Raw genomic sequence first — 15,148 nt, 5'->3', positions numbered from 1 at the left:
CGATACCTCCGGGTTGAATCACCAAACGTGCCTCAGGAAACCATGCGTTCCTGGGTGTGCCAATACTTCTTGCGGACTTCCTTCTTTAGGACTTTTCCCACCGCGCTGCGCGGCAGCTGCGCGACGATCTCGACCTCCTTGGGCGCCTTGACACTGCCCAGGCGATCCTTGACGAACTGAATGAGCGTCTGAGGCTCCACGGACTGGCCAGGGCGCAGTTCAACGACCGCCATGACGGCCTCGCCCCACTTGTCATCGGGCACGCCGATGACGGCGCAGTCCTTCACCGCCGGATGAGCCATGACAGCCGCTTCAACTTCAGACGAGAAAACGTTGAAACCGCCTGTGACGATCATGTCTTTCTTGCGGTCAACGATGAACAGGAAGCCCTGTTCGTCGAAGTAGCCCACATCGCCCGTGCAATGCCAGCCGTGGCGCTGCACTTCGGCCGTGGCCTCCGGGTTCTTGTAGTAACCCGTGGTGACGATGTCGCCTTGCGCGACGATTTCGCCCACGGCCCCCGGCTCGGTAAGCAAGCTTCCGCCTTCGTCCATGATGGCCACCCGAGTGAAGGGGAAGCGGCGCCCCGCGCTCAACAGGCGATGGCGAGGCGCGATCTGCCCATCAACGAAATGGTCCTCAACCCGGAGCACGGAGATCGCGCCAGGCACTTCCGCCTGGCCATAGATCTGCAGCATGACGGGGCCGAAAACTTCGATGGCCTCCGCCAGCTTGTCAGGCGACATGGGTGCGGCGCCATACATGAGGTAGCGCAGCGCAGAAAAGTCGAAATCGCGGATGTTGGGCTGTGCCAGCAGCGTATAGATGACTGTCGGGGGCAGGAACAGCATGTTGACCCGCTCCTGTTCGATCACCTTCAGCAGGTTCTGCGGATCAATCCCGTCCATCAGGACGACGCGGCCACCGCGCGCCATGAAGGGCAGCGACACCAGCCCCGCCGTGTGGGTGATAGGTGCCGCCGCCAGCACGGTCATGCAGTCGGTAATGTTCATGGCCGACATATGGTTGGCCATGGTCGCAGTGAGGTTGCGGTGGCTGAGCATGACGCCCTTCGACCGCCCCGTGGTGCCACCAGTACCCATGATCATGGCCAGCCCCTGCGGCTGCAGCGGCGCCGCGTACATCTCGGGTGACTGGCCTTGGATCAACCAAGCAATCGACAGATCCGCCCCATCGGCCTCTTCCAGAGCTATGTAGTGACGAATGCGTGGGACCTTGCCGCGGATCTCGGCGACCTGGTCGACATAGCGGGCCTGATAGAAAAGGATGTCGCAGTCCATATCCTGCAGGAACTCGATGTTGGTCTCCACACTGTTGCGCGCATTGACGGGCAGCCAGACACCCCCTCCGCGCAGCACCCCCAGCAGCGCAACGAAAGCGGCCCCGGTATTGCCGCTTAGCACTGCGCCGTGAAAACCAGGTGCAAGTCCCAAGGCCTGTAGCCCCCGTGCGATCTGGCAGGTGAGCGCTCCCGCTTGTGCATAGGTGATGGCCGGGGTATCACGCCCGCAGTCCACGAAGCAAGGTGCATCCGGATGACTGGTAACACCAGCATCGAAATAGTCCAGCAGATTCATTGCTGTGCTTCTCCGTTCAAGTCAATCTGGTTCGGTGGAACAGCTATCGCCAACAATCCACATGCCTGCAGCAGCGGCGTTCAGCTGGAGGCCTCTGCATTCGGTGACGCGCCATGCATGCTGTTCAAGCGGTACTATTTCGTTTAAATTGGTACCATTAGACTGGCATGGTTGGTACCATGTCAATTGATTTGGTACCATGCCGCACTAGGAGAAACCCGCATGAAAAAGAAGCTCACAGACGAGCAGTTCTTCGATGCGCTGACCCATCTGCTCCTGACGGCGGGGGTTAAAGGTCTGACCGTGGGCGAAATCGCCGCACGGCTGCACTGCTCGCGGCGGCGCCTCTACGACATTGCGCAGACGAAGGAAGAGATCTTCTGCGCCGTCGTGCAACGCTTTTTCGACAGCGTGCTGAGGCAGGGTGAAGCACTGATCCACCGTGAACAGGATTTGACGACGGCACTCGCTACCTACTTGGACGTAGGCGTCCAGGCGGCCAGTCGCATAGGTGTCCAGTTCCTGAAGGACGTCGAAGATTCAGCAGTTGCCAGAGGCATCTTCGATCACTATCAGCAGGTTCGCACCCTGAGGCTGTCCCAACTCATCGACGAGGGCGTGCACCAGGGCGTCTTCGTACCCTGCCACGGGCGGGTCGTATCCGAACTCATTCTTGGAGCCGCACTGAGGCTGCGCCGTCCGGCCTTCCTTGCCCAGGCCAATCTCACCCTTGAGGACGCATTCCAAGAGTTCTACCGGGTGCTGCTAGGTGGGCTATTGATCGACTCAGCCACCCAAAAGGCGGCTCATGGGAGTGCACGGGCAAGCCGAGCCACTTCGCAGCGCACTGGCACAAAGAAAGATGCAGACCCTGATGAAGTCGGCACGATGCTGATTGCCGCCTGGAATCGCGGTTAGGGAAGGTCTGCACAACAACACCGGCTGCGACAAGCGCCGGCGTGTGATGTTTCAAGTCAAGGCGGCTACAACGTAAGTTGCGGATAGCTGGGGCAGTCCAGGCAGTGAAGCGCTACTGTGCGAGATGCAGTGCCGTTGATCTGGGCTGCTGCCAGTTTCGTTGATTCCAACCTAAGCTTTTTGAGCTTGTTCGAACTGCACGGGACTGACGTTGCCGAGCGTCGAATGCCGGCGCATCAGGTTGTAGAGCCGCTCGATGTAGTCGAACACATCGGCCCGAGCTTGCCCCCTGCTGCGGTACACCCGCCTAGCGATGCACTCAGTCTTCATTGAACTGACGAAGCTCTCCATCGCCGAGTTGTCCCAGACCTCGCCGGCTCTGCTCATGCTGCAGGTAATGCCTTGCTCGCGCAGCAGTTGCTGGATTTGCGCACTGGTGTATTGACTGCCCTGGTTCGAGTGATGAAGCAGTGCTACCGGCTTGCCCCGGCCCACACTGCCATCTTCAATGCGTCCACCACGAGCTGCGAGGTCATGCTCTCTTGGGTCGACCAGCCCCCGATGCGACGCGAGTAAAGGTCCAACACCGCTGCCACGTATAGCCAGCCTACGGCCGTCCAAATGTAGGTGAAGTCGGCCACCCACTTCTGGTTCGGTTGAATCGCCCCGGGTTTTCTAGACACCTCTGAGCCTCAAACCTGAGGCCCAATAGGAGGTGCCATGAGCAAGCAGAGATACCCCGAAGAATTCAAGATCGAAGCGGTCAAGCAGATCACCGAACGAGGCCACAAGGTGGCCGATGTGTCGGCCAGGCTTGGCATCAGCCAGCACAGTCTGTATCAATGGATCAAAGTCAAGCAGATGTCGCCTGACCAGCGCCAAGCGCAGTGCTCGCAAGCCGACGAGATGCGCCGCCTGAAGGCTGAGCTCAAGCGTGTGACCGAGGAGCGCGACATCTTAAAAAAGGCCGCAGCGTACTTTGCCAAGCAGTCCGGGTGAAGTACGCATTCATCAAGCGCCATGAACACGAGCACAGCGTGCGCCGCATGTGCAAGATCATGACGGTGCACCCCAGCGGCTACTACGCCTGGAAGGCCGATCCGGTGAGCCCACGTGCCCAGGACGATCAACGGGTGCTGGGCCTGCTCAAGCACGCGTGGTTGGAGAGCGGCGGCGTGTACGGCTACCGCAAGCTCACCCTGGACATGCGCGATCTAGGCGAGTCCTGCGGCAAGCACCGCGTGGCCCGATTGCTCAAACTCGAAGGACTGCGCTCGCAGACCGGCTACCGCCGTCGCCCTGGCATGCGTGGTGGCAAGCCCGCGGTCGTCGCGCCCAACCACCTGCAGCGCCAGTTCACCGTGGCGCAGCCCAATCAATCCTGGGTGACTGATATCACCTACATCCGCACCCATGAGGGCTGGCTGTACCTGGCCGTGGTGGTCGATCTGTTCTCGCGTCAGGTGGTCGGCTGGTCAATGGGTAGCCGCATCGATACCGGGCTGGTGCTCGATGCGCTGGTAATGGCCTTGTGGCGTCGTCGACCCGAGCAGCCAGTCACGGTGCATTCGGACCAAGGCAGTCAATTCACTGGGCATGACTGGCAGGACTTCCTACGCGACCACAAGCTGATCTCCAGCATGAGCCGCCGGGGCAACTGCCACGACAACGCCGTGGCCGAGAGTTTCTTCCAGTTGCTCAAGCGCGAACGTATCCGCCGCCAGATCTATCTAACGCGCGATGCCGCCAAGGCCGACGTCTTCAACTACATCGAGATGTTCTACAACCCAAAGCGGCGCCACGCCACTGCCGGAGATACTCCCCCGGTTGAGTTCGAACGACGCCATTCCCAACGGCTCAAAAGTGTCTAGGGAATCCGGGGCGATTCAGGAGGACCCGCCACGCACTACTGGACGCACTCCATCAAAAGCGGCGGCTGTGTGTTTCACATTGCCCGTGGCTTGCATGAGGGCCAAGGCCCGTTTGCGCTGCGCTTCACGTCCCTGCAGGAGCTGCGCCGCTGCTGCGCGGGCACGCTGGGCTTGCACGATGGGCTGCCTGAGGACGAGGCCCTGGTGCAGGCCGAGCGGCAGCTGATTGCCCAGCTGCGCCCCGTGTGGAACCTGCCTGGCCGCAAGGCTCGGCGATGAGCAGTCGCGTGAATATGCACTCCCAGCAGTCTGGCACCTACCGTGCGACGGTGCCGCTGGCGCGCGCGCAGCGGGCAAGCCTGCAGACGATGGTGCGCGCGGCCGGTGCTCGCTCGTTCATCGACCTGATGCACATCGTGCTACAGCAACCCGAGCAAGCGGGCCAGGCCCTGGCACCGCTGGTGCATGCGATCGCAGGCGAGCAGCGCAAGCGCGAGGCGATCGCTAAGCTCAAAGCGCTGGCCGAGCGCGAAGGCGTGTCATTGCACGAGCTGCACGGGGCGTTCTTTGGTGATGCGCCGCTGGCACAAGCGCAGCCCTGACAGGCGCCGCTGCCGCGCGCTAGCGCAGCGCCGGCAGCAGCTGCATGTCGGTGCGGCGCACGAGCTCGTCGTAGCTGATGGGCGGGCCAGGCCGTGTACCCGGCGCGTTTTGCTGCCAATGCGCCCAGGCCTTGCGGGTGCCGGGGTCGTACACGAGCTTGAACAGGTGCGAGGGCACTGCGACCCGGCCGCCGCCAATGCGCGTCGGATTGGCGTCGAACACTGGTCCCGTGATCACGTACACGTCGCCTGCCGCGCGCATGGCGTAGGAGCGCGTGTCGGCCTCGATCTTGGCCCAGGCCCCGGCGTTGTGCTGCTGGTCCTGGGGGACCATGTTCGCAAGCGAGAAGCTCTGCGCCATGGCAGCGGCCGTGGGCATGTCGCCGGCAGGGGCCATGTGCCCTCTGGAGTAGCCCGAGCCGCGATAGTCCTCCAGCTGCGCGCGCTCGGCCGCAGGCAGTCTGGCATCGGCAAAGAACCGATCGGAGCGCTTCAGGCCCTTGCCTTGCTGCAGCACTGCACGGCTCAGCCGCTCGGCCACTAGCACGGGCGTGCGCGTGCTGCCGCTGTGCAGCACGGCAAAGCTGTCGAAGCACAGCTCACGCAGGGCGCGCTGGCCAGGCACGATCGGCATGCCACCAGGGGCGAAGAACTGCGGGCACTCGGCAAAGCGCGTGTGCACCTGCTGGCCAGCAGGTAGGGGTGCCGGCGCGGGTGCAGGACCAGGGGCGGGCGCTGGCCTGGAAGCGGGCGACGTGGGCGCGCCCTGGCCACCCCCGGGCAGCGTGGGATGAAACCCGCAGCTGCTGGCCTGCAGCGCGACAAGCGCGGCGCTGAACGACAGCACCAGCAGGCGGCGAAAGGACGGAATGCGCGAGGCGCGGCGCGAGCGGGAAGACTTCTTTTTCTTGGGCATGGAGCAGCTGGCATTGTCGCGCGGGTGGTCACCTGCTGCGTTCATCTCACCCTTGTGCTGCTGAACGCGATGCGTCGTTTGCTCGCCGGGAAATGTCCTGCATCTGCCCAGCTTGGCCGCCCAGGGCTGCCAGCCGTCTGGCCGCTTGCACGCGCACGAACGTGCGCAACGCCTCCTGCACCAGGTCGGCCGCGTTGGTGCCAGGATCCGCCAGGGAAAGCGCCTCTTGGTAGAGCGCATCTTCGAGCGTCACGGTCACTTGCATGAGGCCTTCTACCTTGTTTCGGGTGCAGCCGTCGATCTGCAGGGGTCGCCTGAGAAAGGATGGCCGTGCCGCCAGCCTTCTTGCAAGCGTCACGCCCTGGTGTCGCTGCCGCATTTTTAGGCAACCCAGCGTAGGCCAGTTCTGACGCGGGCCGCCGCGGCGCGGCTGGGCGGGTTACCCACGGTTTTTGTGGACAACTCCAGCGCCTGGCCCAGGGCACAATGGCCGCAGCTTTTGCAAGGGGCGCAGGCGATGAGCAACTGGGACGACATCAAGCAGCAGGACCGCGAGTGGCAAGCGCGTGCGCAGCGTGCGCAAGCGGGCGCGGCCCAGGCATACGAGCGGCTGCTGCACCTGGCCGAGGCGGGCAACAGTGGCCAGCCACGCATCGTTGCGCACTTCGTCGCCTCGACCTTCGACGGCCAGACCTTCCCCTTCGACTTGTTCGATCTGCGGGCGCTGGACGTGCCCATCAGCGACGACATGCTCGTGTGCCTGGACGCGCTGCGATGGGGACGCGCGGATCTGTACACCCTGGTGCCCAGGGGCCGAGAGCGCGTGCTGGCCATCTGCGAGGCCTGGGGCCTGTCCTGGCCGCAGTAGGAGCAGCGCACGATGTGCAACCGCTACGAGTCACCCACTGAGCGCGAGATCGAGCGCGCCTGGCGCGTGGGGCGCGACCAGCCCAACCGCTGGTGGGACGAGATCGTCGCGCCACGGCGCCAGGGCGCGTTCATTCGCAGCGCGCGCGGCGGGCAGGATCGAGCCAGCACGGGAGCGCGTGAGCTGGTCGCAGGCCAGTGGGGCCTGATTCCCTGGTTTGCCAAGGAACCCAAACTCCCGTACAGCACCAACAACGCGCGCAGCGAAGAGCTGTCGCAGAAGGCCTCGTACAAGCTGCCCTGGGCGCGTGGCCAGCGCTGCATCATCCCGGCCAGCTCGTTCGATGAGCCCAACTGGGAGAGCGGCCACAACGTGTGGTGGCGGTTTTGGCGCGAGGACGGCGATCCATGGGGCCTGGCGGGCCTGTGGAACACCTGGACCGACAAGGCGACGGGCGAGGTGCACGAGAGCTATACGATGATCTTAGGGGGGTCTCACGTTACTTAGCTGTCCCGCCTGCTAGATTCCCCGGTTTCCCCGAATTGCCTCTTTGAGGCGAGTAGCGGGAGGGGGTCCGGGGGAGGGACAATGCGTGTGGATAACAAGGTGCTCGACCGCTGGCAACAGCTGGATGCAAGCCAGGTACTTATTGCTGTCGCGGACTACGCAAAGGAGGACAGTTCGTTTGTGCCGGCGAAAAATGCGGCGACTACGCGGTGGCAGGCCCGAGTCGGACAGAGCGAGTTCGAGCTGCTGTTGACCGGGCCGAAATTCTGGGATGCCCGGGCCAACCGTGGTGGGGGCGGTGCCGTGGATCTGGTGATGCACCTCAATGGCTGCCACTTCAAGCCCGCCGCGGCGTTCCTGGTGGAACGCGGGCTGTGAGGTTGTTTCTCTCGGACGAAAGCCTAGTCGTGCAGGGTCGCGCCTTCGTGGGCTTCCCTCTGCTGGTCCATAGAGACGGCACGGCCGTGGAGCCCGCGCAAAGCTTCCTGTGGGACGTGCTCACAACCAATGGGAGGGCGCAGAGTCCACTGACCTGGGCCAAGTATGGCCGGGACATCTACGACTACTTCGCGTTTCTCGACGCCAACGAACTGGATTGGCAGACCGTCCCCTCGAGAGGCATGCCGAGCGTCGTGGACTGGTATCGCGACTGGTCCAAGGGGGAGATCGGTCTTGATTCGGTCACGATCAACGCCAGGCTGCGTCTGATTGCTCGGTTCTACCGATGGGCCCAGCAAATGGGTTTCATCAAGCAATTGCCCTTCCGCTATCAGGTCGTCCGCGTAGCGCGCACACCGGGGTTCCTGGCGCACGTGGACGCGTCAGCGAACCTGGTCGAGGTGCCCAGTGCGATGCTGTCTCAGAAGTCGGCGCCAATTAAATTCCTCACGATGGAACAGGTGCTGGTGTGCCTCGGTGTCCTGAGCAACATAACCCACCGCATGATGTTCGAGCTCATGGTCCGCTGCGGATTGCGCCAGATCGAATGCAGGACCTTCCCGGTCAAGTACCTGTTCGACCCGGCCAGACGGCGCGACTTGGTGCAGGGCCAAATGATCCGCTTACCTTTGAGCAACAAGGACATGAAGCTCAAGTATGACAAGCCGCGCGCTATCGACGTCCCTTATGACCTGATGGAAGACCTTTGGTGGTATGCCGCGCGACACCGCAAATCACGTCAGCGGGCGGCTGGTGCCGGCGCAACCAGCACGTCTTTGTTCCTCACTCAGAACGGGACCCCTTATGGAGACACAGCCCTCACCGACATCTTCGTGGCCCTGGAGAAGCGCGTGGGCTTCAGGGTGCGCCCCCATATGCTTCGGCACACCTATGGAACGTACACGCTGTGGAAGCTGCGGAAGGTCGGCTTCGACGGAGAGCCATTGCTCTACGTGCGGGATCGGATGGGTCACAGCAGCGTGAGCACCACTTCGATCTACCTGCATCTAATCAATCAATTGGGGGCGCAACTCGTTCTGCTGTGGGAAGACGAAATCGATGCGCTGTTCGGGATCGAGGGATAGCATGGGCCGACAAAGGAAAAACTTCAAGGCCGCAGATCCAGTAGCGATACCGGGGCGTCCAGAAGCGACGGAGCCAGCATCAGCGGAAGTCGCGCTCCCCAAAAACCCCACCAGTACTCACAAGATCGACCTGGGCGAGTGGCTGGGCAAGGGTATTGACGAATGGGTGGTCAGCTGCTCGCTGCAGCTGCGCGCCTTCATTCAAGCCAAAACCGTAGCGCCGTCCTCAGTCGTCTCCTACGGCAAGGCGCTGAGATACTTCTTCGACTATCTCGCGACCGAAGGCGCCTTGGCCGGTCCCGCTGGGTTGGACCGTAGGCAGCTGGACCAATACGTTGCCTGGCTGAAAGCTGGCAGAGGCCCCGGTAGCGAGGTCTCACAGAAGAATGCCTACAGCCACACTAAGTCAGTTCTACAAGGGTTGATCGACCGGCGCGTGATCGAACCGCAGGACGGCCTGTTCCCGGCCAACCCCTTCCCCTCGATCAACAGCAAGAAAAAGGGCCAGACTCCGCTGTCTCAGGCCGAACGAGTCAGGCTGGCAGATGCCTTGCGAGCTGACGTCATCGCGTTGCACAACGGGACGTTCAATGCCTCCAACGGACAAGCCCTGACGGTGTATGCCTTGGCGCTCGCGATGCGAACCGGCCTGAACACCACGCCACTGCTGGAACTCAAGCGGGACTGCCTGAAGCCGCATCCGTTCATGCCGCGCATGCGCCTGATCGAGGCGTTCAAAGGACGGGGGAATGCCACCCAGATCAAGGCCCTTCGATATACGCGCAGCGTCGAGGTGCCCACGTCGATCCCCATGGACGGCGTCGCGCTCTTCGAGCATCTGCTCAAACGCACCGAGCCACTGGTGGCCATCGCCCCAGCGGAGCTCAAGGACAGCGTTTGGCTTTACCAGGCGCAAGCCAAGGCCCACTGGGGTACGCTGACCAAACTGGATGGATCGGTACTCGGCTACAACGTCGCCGGCTTCGTGAGCCGGCACGGCCTTCTCGGTGACAACGGCCGGCGGCTCGCTCTGAATGCCTCCCGCCTGCGCAAGACGATGGAGAACAGGCTGTGGCGTTTGAGCAATGGCGACCTGTTCACGGTGGCGGCCATCATGGGCCACGACCCCAAGGTCGCTGACCAGAGCTACCTGTCGGTCACCGACGAGATGAGGTCGAACGCTGTCTTCGTGGGCGAGGCCTTGCCCGACACATACCGCACGGCAAAAGGGCCTACGCCACCGCCACTGGAGCGCACACCAACTGGGCGCTGCAAGGACAGCCTTCACGGCGACCGGGCACCCAAGGACGGCACGCACTGCATCGATTTCTTGAGCTGCTTCAGCTGTCGCAGCTACACCGTGGTCGGCACCAGTGAAGACCTGCACCGCCTCTTCAGCTTCTACTGGTTCCTGGAAGCCGAGAGCAGGAACACGAGGTCCCGCGAATGGGCTGAATACTTCACGCTCATACGCACTCAAATTGACCTGTTCACCATGGACAAATTCGATGAGGAACTGGTGACCCAGTCCAGAGAGGCCGCCCGCAGCAAGCCTCTGAAATTCTGGAGTCGGTACCGCATCTCGGGAGGCGCACTTGCCTAGCCACGCACAACCATCGATGGCCCCGGCAACCGCCCCTGACGGCGCGCCAGCTGACCTGGTCGTCAGCTCTGCGCCGGGCCCGGCCGGCGCCACCCAAGTCCTGAGCCGTTACCGCGACGACGTGTGGGAGCTGTGGCCCTACTTCGAGCAGTCGAACCTGACCCCCAGCAGCAAGCGCATCGACTGGGCAAACGTTCCTGAGCAATTCAGGGCCGAGTGCAAGGCGGTGGTCTACCGCTACTGGAAGGAAGGCTTGCCGGGAACGACTCCTCCGATTGCCCGTTCAATCGTGATGCTGACGTGGCATATGGTCGTGGTGTTCAAGTATCTCGCGCAACTCGGCGTGCGCGGCCTGGGCCAGGTGCATCCGATCCACATATCGGGGTTCATCCATCACCGGCGCACAGTGGACCGCGTCAAGTCAGGCACGCTCGTTCGCAACTTGCTTGGAATCGAACTGCTGTACCGATTCCGCTCAGAAGGTGTCGACTCCTTGGGCTTCCATCCTTGGCCGGGCTCATCGGCGGGTGACCAGGCGGGCCACACCGGCCCGGCCCGCTCCACTGGGGGTACGGCCTTGATCCCGCCGGCGGTGCTCCAGCAGCTCTACGTCACCGCCGAGGGCCTGCTGGCACGGGCGGACATCATGCTCAACGACCGGGACCTCGGCTTGCGCCTCACCGGATTCGATCCTGAGCTCAATTTACTCAGGGATGCGTGCTTCTTCCTGCTGGGCGTGCTCACTGGCATGCGATGCGAAGAGATCGCAGGCATTGAAGTTGGCGCAGGCCGCAAGGAGCGCAAGGAGGGCCTCGTCTACAACTGGGTCCAAAGCATCGAACACAAGACGAAAAAGGGGCGCGTTGAGTATCTGATGCCCGCCGTCGGCCACCGGGTGCTGAAGGTCATGGAGCGCTGGTCGGCGCCGCTGCGCCAGGAGCTCCAGAGTTGCGTGCTTCAACTGGAGGCCAACCACTCGCCCGTCGGCCTGCCAGAACGCATGCGTGTGCTTGCGGCCGCACGGGCGGACTGCAACCGCCTGTTCCTGGGCCGGGCAGGCCCGACACCGCAGATCCGGACCGTGTCCGGCCTGCATTGGGCCGGCCGGATGAAAGGCTTTGCCGCCTACGCCGGCGTTGATTGGCGCCTCTCGCCTCACCAACTGCGCCGGGCGTACGCCTGGACCTTCGTGCGGCATCGCCTGGGAAATGTCCTCTTCCTCAAGGAGCAGTTCAAACACTCGAGCATCGAGATGACGCAGCTGTATGCGGCGAACCCTATGCAAGATGACGCGCTGTTTGAAGACCTGTTCACGGAGATCAGTGCCCGAAAAGTCGAGCTGATCGAAGGCTGGCTCCACGCGGATACGCCCCTGGCGGGGCGCGCCGGCCAGCGAATCGTGAGCATGCGGGCCCACGACTTCCCTAGCCGCGAAACTCTCATCGAGGAGACGGCCGATTGGATCAATATCCGCAGCACCGGCCATTCGTACTGCTTGGCCCAGGATGATGGCTGTGGCGGGGCCGGTCTGTATGAGCCGTGGCGGTGCGGCGCCTGCAATGACTCTGTGATCGACAGTTCCCAGCGGATCGCGTGGCAGGCAATACACGCCCACCAACTGGAGCTCCAAGTGGAGGCCCGCGAGTTGGGACCGGCAGCGGTCCAGCGCGTGCAACGAGACCTCCACCGGGTCGAAGACGTCTTGAAGCAGCTGGGGCCGGGGATCGAACCGCTATGAAAGCCAGATGGGACCGACGCCAGGCGCCCGAAGAGGTTCGCGGGCGCAATCGAGACACAACGACCGCCGATCTGTGGGAGGCTCTGGCACGCCTGCAGCGTGCCGAGGCCGTTCCGACGATCACAGCCCTAGCGGTCGAGGTCGGCGTCACTCCAGCGTTGATTCACAACCGCTACCCGGATGTCGCGAAGGAGGTTCGCCGCCTGAGCGGCCGAGAGCCCGGCGCAAGCGAGGACAGCCTCAAGGCGGCGCTCAAACGCGAACAGGAGACTGCCCGTGATTTGCGCGCCGAGAACTTGGACCTGCGCAAGCAGCTTCAGGCCATGGCCTCGGTGAACGAAGCGCTGCGGCAGGAGGTCAGGATTCTGCATGCGACCGGCCACGCGAAGGTCGTGAGCTTCGTGCCCGGGGCACCGACACGCTAGTCGAATAGGGAAGCTGTTTGAGGAACGGCCTTAGCCGGCGCTCGCTCGACCGGCTCGCCGGTGGCTGCCAGGCGCTCAGGCGGACAAGCCTGCATGAAGTCCATCGAGCCTTCGGCGGGCGCGTCCAGCCAGGCGTCGTACTGGGATTCGTCCAGCAGGACGACCATACGCTTCTCTTCGCCTGGGCGGTGATAGTTGCACATGACGGGATGGGAGTCGGCGTTGACCGTCATGAGCGTGAAGGTATGAACGCGCTCTCCTGCAGGCGAATGCCAAGTGTTCCATAGCCCGGCGATCGCCAAGGGGCTGCCGTCGGCCGCGCTGATACGTGTGGGCACGTGCACGTTCGAGCGCCAGTCTGGCTCGTAGATGGCCTCAGCCGGGACAATGCAGTGCTGGGCCTTCTTCCAAGCGGCCTGGAACGGCCTCGCGGTGGCAACTGTTTCGGAGCGGGCGTTGTACGTCAGCTTCACCTTGCGCATATCGGTGGCCCAGAAAGGGATCAGGCCGAACCGCGCGACAACGGCCTCGCGCTCAGGAACCGCCTCGTCGCCCGATTCGAGCTCGGGCGGGCGCCTCACGATGGGCGCAAAGCGTCCTGGAAAGACATCTCGATCGAGAACATCCAAGCCGCTGTCGCGGATGGCTCGAAAGAATTCGCGCAGCCGCGCTGCGTCAAGAACCGAGTGGTAACGAGCGCACATTCTTTGAATTCTGCTTGGCCGCGCGCTCAAGTCCACCCAGGATGCCGCAGTTGACCGCGGCACGGCCAACCGAGCAGCTGCGGTGCAGTGAGCGCAATTCGGCTTCCAACGCCTTCAGCTCCCGGATGCGGACCACGACCTGCTCGATGTGACTTGCAATCAGCTCATCCACGACGCCGCAATTCTCGGAAGGAGCGTCTTTGAAGTGCAGCAGCGTGCGGATCTCAGCCAGCGTCATGTCCAGGCTGCGGCAGTGCCGAATGAAGGCGAGCCGCTGGGCGTGCTCAGCCGTGTAGCTGCGGTAGTTCCCCTCGGTCCGGGCGGGGGACGGCAGCAGTCCCTCGCGCTCGTAGAAGCGGACCGTTTCGGGAAGCGTATTGGTGGCCTTGGCCAGGTCGCCGATCTTCATGGATGAGCCGCCCTTGCAGCGGGCTTGACTTTGTAGTTGCTAGAGGGTTTCCAATTATGCAGTCCGAGGAATACCCATGAGCGCCACCACAAAATTCGAAAGTACCTTTGCCGTTCCGAAGATGGATTGCCCGTCCGAGGAGAACATGATCAAGATGGCCTTGCAAAGCGTCGAAGGCGTGCAGTCGCTCACCTTCGACCTGCCGGGCCGAAAGCTGGTGGCCGTGCATCGCGCGCCGGTCGCCGAGGTGTTGCAGCGTCTCGAACCGCTGGGCTTGGGCGCGAAGCTGGTGCATTCGGCCGCGGTAGACGATAGCGCCGCCGGCAGCTTCAAGAGCACCTTCCATGTCCCGAAGATGGATTGCCCATCGGAAGAGAACATGATCAAGTTGGCCCTGCAAGACGTTCCCGGGGTGAAATCCCTGTCCTTCGACTTGGCCAACCGCAAGCTGACCGCAGTGCATGGCGCTCCGGTGGCGCAGGTCCTGCAACGCCTGGAGCCGTTGGGTCTGGGCGCCAAGCTGCTGGAATCGGACGCGGTCATGGGTGACGACGATGAAATCGACCCGCCTGACAATGCGGCCGAGGCCAGGCTGCTATGGATACTGCTCTCGATCAATGCGGCCATGTTCGTGATCGAGATCGTGATGGGCTTCATCGCTCAATCGACCGGGCTCATCGCCGACTCGCTCGACATGTTCGCCGACGCTGCGGTGTATGGGCTGTCCCTGTTTGCCGTCGGCCGAGCAGCTGCCCTTAAGACGCGTGCGGCTCACACGGCGGGCTGGTTGCAACTGGCGCTTGCGCTCATGGCACTCAGCGAGATCGTTCGACGCTTCATCGCCGGGAGCGAACCTGTCTCGGGCCTGATGATGGGGATGGGCCTGGTGGCCCTGATCGCCAACGTCATCTGCCTGGTCTTGATATCCAAGAAGCGGGATGCCGGTGCGCACATGAAGGCAAGCTACATCTTCTCGGCCAACGACGTGATCGCCAATGCGGGCGTGATCCTGGCTGGCTTCCTGGTGGCCATGACCGGATCCAACTACCCTGATCTGGTCATCGGCACCGTGGTGGGTCTGATCGTCTTGAACGGTGCCCGGCGCATCCTGAGTCTCAAATGACGAACCTGACAGCCATAGACGATCGGCAGCGCGGGGCAGCATTTGCTCACCTCGTGGAGCGGGCGAGATCCCGAGGACCTGACCGGTGGAAGGTCCTGGAGGCCGCGCACGTGCTTGGCCAAGAGCGCTTCTGGCTTCATCTGCGGAGTCATTGGTACATGCTGGCCCTGGCCGCGCGTGAGCGTGACGTGCGGGAAGCCGCGGGCCAGCTGTTTAGGATCCTGCTGGTGCCGCTTGGCCACCTCTCGGGCAGGCTGCCGCTTGGCAACCCTGGCCGGGCCACGGTCAGTGCCTTCGCGCCAATGCTGTGAGACCGGAACTCGCTGAAATTCTGTCCGCGTCA

General features: G+C 63.0%; 18 protein-coding genes and 1 pseudogene. 13 read left to right on the top strand and 6 right to left on the bottom strand.

The window, feature by feature from the left end; translation table 11 throughout:
- Positions 1-32 precede the first annotated feature (32 nt).
- On the bottom strand, positions 33-1,598 hold the full coding sequence (locus RT282_RS14680; RefSeq protein ID WP_313315438.1) for an AMP-binding protein: 1,566 nt from the start codon (positions 1,596-1,598) through the stop codon (positions 33-35).
- A 222-nt stretch (positions 1,599-1,820) separates the two neighbouring features.
- Here RT282_RS14680 and RT282_RS14675 point away from each other — a divergent pair, with 222 nt between their 5' ends.
- Positions 1,821-2,516: a TetR/AcrR family transcriptional regulator gene (locus RT282_RS14675; protein WP_313315436.1), complete on the top strand. Its 696-nt coding sequence runs from the start codon at positions 1,821-1,823 to the stop codon at positions 2,514-2,516.
- Positions 2,517-2,687: 171 nt separating this feature from the next.
- On the opposite strand, the pseudogene RT282_RS14670 reads toward RT282_RS14675, so the two are convergent.
- A pseudogene (locus RT282_RS14670) lies at positions 2,688-3,181 on the bottom strand (IS3 family transposase); the annotation flags it as partial.
- A gap of 55 nt (positions 3,182-3,236) precedes the next feature.
- On the opposite strand from RT282_RS14670, the gene RT282_RS14665 reads away from it, so the two are divergent.
- The 3 genes from RT282_RS14665 (at position 3,237) to RT282_RS14655 (ending at position 4,989) form a co-directional block, all read left to right on the top strand.
- Positions 3,237-4,387 (top strand): IS3 family transposase gene (locus RT282_RS14665; RefSeq protein WP_313315433.1). Its coding sequence is split into 2 segments (ribosomal slippage): positions 3,237-3,483 and positions 3,483-4,387, totalling 1,152 coding nucleotides; the frame shifts between segments, so codons are not numbered across the junction.
- A 90-nt stretch (positions 4,388-4,477) separates the two neighbouring features.
- The gene (locus RT282_RS14660) at positions 4,478-4,666 is read left to right on the top strand and encodes a hypothetical protein (RefSeq protein ID WP_313315430.1); all 189 of its coding nucleotides are present in this window, start codon (positions 4,478-4,480) and stop codon (positions 4,664-4,666) included.
- Entirely contained in the window at positions 4,663-4,989 is a 327-nt protein-coding gene (locus RT282_RS14655; protein ID WP_313315427.1) for a hypothetical protein, read from the top strand. Before RT282_RS14660 ends, RT282_RS14655 begins: the two co-directional genes overlap by 4 nt.
- A gap of 19 nt (positions 4,990-5,008) precedes the next feature.
- Here RT282_RS14655 and RT282_RS14650 read toward each other — a convergent pair whose 3' ends face one another.
- Both RT282_RS14650 and RT282_RS14645 read right to left on the bottom strand, forming a co-directional pair.
- Positions 5,009-5,950: a DNA/RNA non-specific endonuclease gene (locus tag RT282_RS14650; protein WP_313315425.1), complete on the bottom strand. Its 942-nt coding sequence runs from the start codon at positions 5,948-5,950 to the stop codon at positions 5,009-5,011.
- A 1-nt stretch (position 5,951) separates the two neighbouring features.
- A complete protein-coding gene (locus tag RT282_RS14645) occupies positions 5,952-6,170 on the bottom strand; it encodes a type II toxin-antitoxin system VapB family antitoxin (RefSeq protein ID WP_313315422.1) in 219 nt (72 codons plus the stop codon).
- Positions 6,171-6,422: 252 nt separating this feature from the next.
- Here RT282_RS14645 and RT282_RS14640 point away from each other — a divergent pair, with 252 nt between their 5' ends.
- The 7 genes from RT282_RS14640 (at position 6,423) to RT282_RS14610 (ending at position 12,569) form a co-directional block, all read left to right on the top strand.
- A complete protein-coding gene (locus RT282_RS14640) occupies positions 6,423-6,773 on the top strand; it encodes a hypothetical protein (protein WP_313315420.1) in 351 nt (116 codons plus the stop codon).
- Positions 6,774-6,785: 12 nt separating this feature from the next.
- Positions 6,786-7,280 (top strand): SOS response-associated peptidase family protein, encoded by a 495-nt coding sequence (locus RT282_RS14635; RefSeq protein ID WP_313315417.1) that lies wholly within the window; start codon positions 6,786-6,788, stop codon positions 7,278-7,280.
- Between the two features lie 81 nt (positions 7,281-7,361).
- The gene (locus RT282_RS14630; protein WP_291329309.1) at positions 7,362-7,658 is read left to right on the top strand and encodes a hypothetical protein; all 297 of its coding nucleotides are present in this window, start codon (positions 7,362-7,364) and stop codon (positions 7,656-7,658) included.
- On the top strand, positions 7,655-8,803 hold the full coding sequence (locus RT282_RS14625) for a tyrosine-type recombinase/integrase (RefSeq protein WP_069106183.1): 1,149 nt from the start codon (positions 7,655-7,657) through the stop codon (positions 8,801-8,803). Before RT282_RS14630 ends, RT282_RS14625 begins: the two co-directional genes overlap by 4 nt.
- A gap of 1 nt (position 8,804) precedes the next feature.
- Positions 8,805-10,406 (top strand): hypothetical protein, encoded by a 1,602-nt coding sequence (locus RT282_RS14620; protein ID WP_291329306.1) that lies wholly within the window; start codon positions 8,805-8,807, stop codon positions 10,404-10,406.
- A gap of 16 nt (positions 10,407-10,422) precedes the next feature.
- Positions 10,423-12,144 carry a tyrosine-type recombinase/integrase gene (locus RT282_RS14615; RefSeq protein ID WP_083235514.1) on the top strand — a complete coding sequence of 574 codons (1,722 nt, stop codon included), beginning with the start codon at positions 10,423-10,425 and terminating at the stop codon, positions 12,142-12,144.
- Complete coding sequence (locus tag RT282_RS14610) at positions 12,141-12,569, top strand: hypothetical protein (protein WP_020228498.1); 429 nt, start codon at positions 12,141-12,143, stop codon at positions 12,567-12,569. Before RT282_RS14615 ends, RT282_RS14610 begins: the two co-directional genes overlap by 4 nt.
- Here RT282_RS14610 and RT282_RS14605 read toward each other — a convergent pair.
- A complete protein-coding gene (locus tag RT282_RS14605) occupies positions 12,566-13,273 on the bottom strand; it encodes an SOS response-associated peptidase (protein ID WP_082564899.1) in 708 nt (235 codons plus the stop codon). The two genes, RT282_RS14610 and RT282_RS14605, sit on opposite strands and share 4 nt — an antisense overlap.
- Entirely contained in the window at positions 13,245-13,682 is a 438-nt protein-coding gene (gene cadR, locus RT282_RS14600) for a Cd(II)/Pb(II)-responsive transcriptional regulator (protein WP_020228496.1), read from the bottom strand. The genes RT282_RS14605 and cadR overlap by 29 nt, the downstream gene beginning before the upstream one ends.
- 76 nt (positions 13,683-13,758) lie before the next feature.
- Here cadR and RT282_RS14595 point away from each other — a divergent pair, with 76 nt between their 5' ends.
- Positions 13,759-14,805 carry a cation transporter gene (locus tag RT282_RS14595; RefSeq protein WP_313315400.1) on the top strand — a complete coding sequence of 349 codons (1,047 nt, stop codon included), beginning with the start codon at positions 13,759-13,761 and terminating at the stop codon, positions 14,803-14,805.
- A complete protein-coding gene (locus RT282_RS14590; RefSeq protein WP_020228494.1) occupies positions 14,802-15,116 on the top strand; it encodes a DUF3703 domain-containing protein in 315 nt (104 codons plus the stop codon). The genes RT282_RS14595 and RT282_RS14590 overlap by 4 nt, the downstream gene beginning before the upstream one ends.
- The last annotated feature ends 32 nt before the right edge of the window (positions 15,117-15,148 follow it).

Source organism: Pulveribacter sp., assembly GCF_032079985.1.
In the GTDB taxonomy this organism is placed as follows: Bacteria; Pseudomonadota; Gammaproteobacteria; order Burkholderiales; family Burkholderiaceae_C; genus Melaminivora.
The sequence above is the reverse complement of the archived record's forward strand: the minus strand, read 5'-3'. Positions and strand labels throughout refer to the sequence as shown.

What these genes read in the sequence shown, in the direction of transcription:
- RT282_RS14680 (WP_313315438.1), bottom strand. Translation starts at nt 1,598, where the DNA reads ATGAATCTGCTGGACTATTTCGATGCTGGTGTTACCAGTCATCCGGAT.
- RT282_RS14675 (WP_313315436.1), top strand. Translation starts at nt 1,821, where the DNA reads ATGAAAAAGAAGCTCACAGACGAGCAGTTCTTCGATGCGCTGACCCAT.
- RT282_RS14655 (WP_313315427.1), top strand. Translation starts at nt 4,663, where the DNA reads ATGAGCAGTCGCGTGAATATGCACTCCCAGCAGTCTGGCACCTACCGT.
- RT282_RS14650 (WP_313315425.1), bottom strand. Translation starts at nt 5,950, where the DNA reads ATGAACGCAGCAGGTGACCACCCGCGCGACAATGCCAGCTGCTCCATG.
- RT282_RS14645 (WP_313315422.1), bottom strand. Translation starts at nt 6,170, where the DNA reads ATGCAAGTGACCGTGACGCTCGAAGATGCGCTCTACCAAGAGGCGCTT.
- RT282_RS14640 (WP_313315420.1), top strand. Translation starts at nt 6,423, where the DNA reads ATGAGCAACTGGGACGACATCAAGCAGCAGGACCGCGAGTGGCAAGCG.
- RT282_RS14635 (WP_313315417.1), top strand. Translation starts at nt 6,786, where the DNA reads ATGTGCAACCGCTACGAGTCACCCACTGAGCGCGAGATCGAGCGCGCC.
- RT282_RS14630 (WP_291329309.1), top strand. Translation starts at nt 7,362, where the DNA reads ATGCGTGTGGATAACAAGGTGCTCGACCGCTGGCAACAGCTGGATGCA.
- RT282_RS14620 (WP_291329306.1), top strand. Translation starts at nt 8,805, where the DNA reads ATGGGCCGACAAAGGAAAAACTTCAAGGCCGCAGATCCAGTAGCGATA.
- RT282_RS14615 (WP_083235514.1), top strand. Translation starts at nt 10,423, where the DNA reads ATGGCCCCGGCAACCGCCCCTGACGGCGCGCCAGCTGACCTGGTCGTC.
- RT282_RS14610 (WP_020228498.1), top strand. Translation starts at nt 12,141, where the DNA reads ATGAAAGCCAGATGGGACCGACGCCAGGCGCCCGAAGAGGTTCGCGGG.
- RT282_RS14605 (WP_082564899.1), bottom strand. Translation starts at nt 13,273, where the DNA reads ATGTGCGCTCGTTACCACTCGGTTCTTGACGCAGCGCGGCTGCGCGAA.
- cadR (WP_020228496.1), bottom strand. Translation starts at nt 13,682, where the DNA reads ATGAAGATCGGCGACCTGGCCAAGGCCACCAATACGCTTCCCGAAACG.
- RT282_RS14595 (WP_313315400.1), top strand. Translation starts at nt 13,759, where the DNA reads ATGAGCGCCACCACAAAATTCGAAAGTACCTTTGCCGTTCCGAAGATG.
- RT282_RS14590 (WP_020228494.1), top strand. Translation starts at nt 14,802, where the DNA reads ATGACGAACCTGACAGCCATAGACGATCGGCAGCGCGGGGCAGCATTT.